At 69.1% G+C, this 3,109-nt stretch carries 3 protein-coding genes; 1 reads left to right on the top strand and 2 read right to left on the bottom strand.

Going from position 1 to position 3,109, the window contains the following annotated elements; translation table 11 throughout:
- Nucleotides 1-172: 172 nt before the first annotated feature.
- Nucleotides 173-1,597, bottom strand: a complete 1,425-nt coding sequence (gene glnA, locus I5E_RS11465; protein WP_022907114.1) for a type I glutamate--ammonia ligase — start codon at nt 1,595-1,597, stop codon at nt 173-175.
- Between the two features lie 141 nt (nt 1,598-1,738).
- Here glnA and I5E_RS11460 point away from each other — a divergent pair, with 141 nt between their 5' ends.
- Complete coding sequence (locus I5E_RS11460; RefSeq protein WP_022907113.1) at nt 1,739-2,206, top strand: RDD family protein; 468 nt, start codon at nt 1,739-1,741, stop codon at nt 2,204-2,206.
- A 598-nt stretch (nt 2,207-2,804) separates the two neighbouring features.
- On the opposite strand, the gene I5E_RS11455 is transcribed toward I5E_RS11460, so the two are convergent.
- On the bottom strand, nt 2,805-3,109 hold a 305-nt coding region (locus I5E_RS11455), incomplete at its 5' end, for a DUF4191 family protein (RefSeq protein WP_031262287.1).

Genomic DNA, 3,109 nt, shown 5'->3' with positions numbered 1-3,109 from the left:
CCTCCAGGCGGTCACGTCTCCATCCGCACGGCCGGGCCCGGCGACGAGACTCGGCCATGCGGACACCTGCGCGGTGCTGCGCCCCGCGTGACGTCCGCCCTGCCGAGTCTCGGCACAGCGGAACGCCCCCGCGCCGGAGACCGGTGCGGGGGCGTTCGTGGTGCCGTGCGTGTCAGACGCCGAAGTAGAGCTCGTACTCAAACGGGTGCGGGCGCTGGGCGAGGGGGAGGATCTCGTTCTCACGCTTGTAGTCGATCCAGGTCTGGATGAGGTCCTCGGTGAAGACGTTGCCCTTCACGAGGAACTCGTGGTCGGCCTCGAGCGCGTCGAGCGCCTCGTCGAGCGAGCCCGGGACCTGGGGGATGCCCTTGGCCTCCTCCGGGGGGAGCTCGTAGAGGTCCTTGTCGACCGGCTCGTGCGGCTCGATGCGGTTCTGGATGCCGTCGAGGCCCGCCATGAGCTGCGCTGCGAACGCGAGGTACGGGTTGCCCGAGGCGTCCGGCGCGCGGAACTCGATGCGCTTGGCCTTGGGGTTCGTGCCCGTGATCGGGATGCGGATCGCGGCGGAGCGGTTGCCGGCCGAGTAGACCAGGTTGACCGGGGCCTCGAAGCCCTTCACCAGACGGTGGTACGAGTTGATCGACGGGTTGGTGAAGGCGAGCAGCGCGGGAGCGTGCTTGAGGATGCCGCCGATGTACCAGCGGGCGACGTCCGAGAGGCCGCCGTAGCCGTTCTCGTCGTAGAACAGCGGCTTGCCGTCGCTCCAGAGCGACTGGTGGGTGTGCATGCCCGAGCCGTTGTCACCGAAGAGCGGCTTCGGCATGAACGTGGCGACCTTGCCCCACTGGTCGGCCGTGTTCTTGACGATGTACTTGAACTTCAGGATGTCGTCCGCGGCGTGGACCATCGTGTCGAACTTGTAGTTGATCTCCTGCTGGCCGCCGGTGCCCACCTCGTGGTGCGAGCGCTCGAGCTCGAAGCCCGCCTCGATCAGCTTGAGGGTGATGTCGTCGCGCAGGTCCGCCGTCTTGTCGACCGGCGAGACGGGGAAGTAGCCGCCCTTGTACGGGGTCTTGTTGGCGAGGTTGCCGCCCTCTTCCTCGCGGCCGGTGTTCCACGCGCCCTCTTCGGAGTCGACCGAGTAGAACGACTTGTTCTGGGTGACCGAGTAGCGGACGTCGTCGAAGATGTAGAACTCGGCCTCGGGGGCGAAGAACGCGGTGTCCGCGATGCCCGTCGACGCGAGGTACTTCTCCGCCTTCTTGGCCACCTGGCGCGGGTCGCGACCGTAGATCTCGCCGTTCCGCGGGTTGTAGATGTCGAAGATCATGATCAGCGTGCGCTCGGCGCGGAACTGGTCGATGTACGCCGTGGTCACGTCAGGGATGAGCTGCATGTCCGACTCGTGGATCGACGCGAAGCCGCGGATCGAGGAGCCGTCGAAGAGCTGACCGACCGAGAAGAAGTCCTCGTCGACCGTGGATGCCGGGATGTTGAAGTGCTGCTGCACGCCGGGCAGGTCGGTGAAGCGGATGTCGAGGAACTTGACGTCCGTGTCCTTGATGAAGGCCAGGACCTCGGAGGAATCGCTGAACATGTGTGTCGATCTCCTGGGGGTTTGGGTGATGTGGAGGTGCCGCGGGTGCACCCTCCGACGAGGCTATTGACACAGGGTTTCCCGGACATGACTGGATTGTTTCGTGCGTGTTACGTCGACCGGTTCGCCTACGCTTGGGGCATGGCCCGCAGCACCAGTTCGTCGTCCGCGTCGTCCTCCGGGGGATCGGGGCACCCGGACGGCTGGCCGGGGAAGGACCTCGGTCTGCCCGAGGAGGGGCCGCGCAGCGTGGGGCGGATCGGCCGTCGCGTCGTGGCCCTGCTCATCGACGGTGCACTCGCGGACCTCGTGGCGTACGTGACCGGGGTGTGGTCGCCGGTGAACGGCTCCGGCGACATCGCGCACTCGTGGATCCAGATCGCGATCTTCGCGGCGCTGCAGATCCTGTTCATCTGCCTGCTGTCCGGGTCGTTCGGGCACATCTGCGTCGGGCTCCGGGTGGTGCCGATGCGCGGCGGGTACGTCGGGGTCTGGCGGCCCGTGGTGCGGACGCTGCTGCTCTGCCTGGTCGTGCCGGCGTTGATCATCGACCGCGACAGTCGCGGGGCGCACGACCGGATCGCGGGCACGGTGCTCGTCCGGCGCTGACGCGCGGGGGCGCTGGTGCGCTCGGTCTGCACGGTGTTCTGTCCGCACGGTGCGTGGTTGTCCGGCCGGGCGCCGCACGGTGCGTGGTTGTTCGGCTGGTGCGAGGTTGCTCGCTGGGTGCGGCGCTGCGGGCTCGCACGGTGCTGCCAACCTCGCACGGATTGGCGTGACCCGCACCGTGCTTTGCGCCGGACGGGGCCCGTCGGCCGGTGCCGCACGGTGCGTGGTTGTTCGGCCGGCGCGAGGTTGCCCGCTCCGCGCGGCGCTGCAGGCTCGCACGGTGCCGCCAACCGCGCACGGATTGGCGTGGCCCGCACCGTGCGCCGCGTGCGACGAAGCCCGTCGGCCGGTGCCGCACGGTGCGTGGTTGTCCGGCCGGTGCGAGGTTGCCCGCTCCGTGCGGCGCTGCGGGCTCGCACGGCGCCGCCAACCTCGCACGGGCTGGCGAGACCGACACCGTGCGCCGTCAGTCGGACCGAGCCGAGCCGGGTCGGACCGAGCCTCGCCGCGTCCAGAGCCGACTCCACCACGCAGCCCGCACGCGGAACGCCCCCGACCTGGCACGGTCGGGGGCGTTCTCGGTGGACGGGGGAGTCGCTCAGCGCGGACGGCCGGCGCGGGCACGCATCGGGTCCATGCCCTTCGGGATCGACGCGGCCGGGCTCTGCGTGAGCGAGTCGAGCCGGTTCGCGACCGCCAGGACCTCGTTGCGGTTGAGTGCCTTCTTGAACTTGTTCATCGCACGGGGGAGCTTGTGCAGCGTGACGGCGTCGTCAGCCTTGTCGTCCGCGCCACTCGCCACGTGCACGACGTGCACGGGCACGTTCGGGACGATGCGCTGGACCTTGCGGCGCTCCTCGTCGACCTGGCGGTTGAGGTTGCCGCGCTGGCCCTCGGTGATGA

The sequence above is a fragment of the Curtobacterium sp. B18 genome, from assembly GCF_000333375.1.
Taxonomy (GTDB): Bacteria; Actinomycetota; Actinomycetes; order Actinomycetales; family Microbacteriaceae; genus Curtobacterium.
The sequence above is the reverse complement of the archived record's forward strand: the minus strand, read 5'-3'. Positions and strand labels throughout refer to the sequence as shown.

Excerpts from the sequence above, each read along its gene's own strand:
- glnA (WP_022907114.1), bottom strand. The coding sequence starts at position 1,597 with ATGTTCAGCGATTCCTCCGAGGTCCTGGCCTTCATCAAGGACACGGAC.
- I5E_RS11460 (WP_022907113.1), top strand. The coding sequence starts at position 1,739 with ATGGCCCGCAGCACCAGTTCGTCGTCCGCGTCGTCCTCCGGGGGATCG.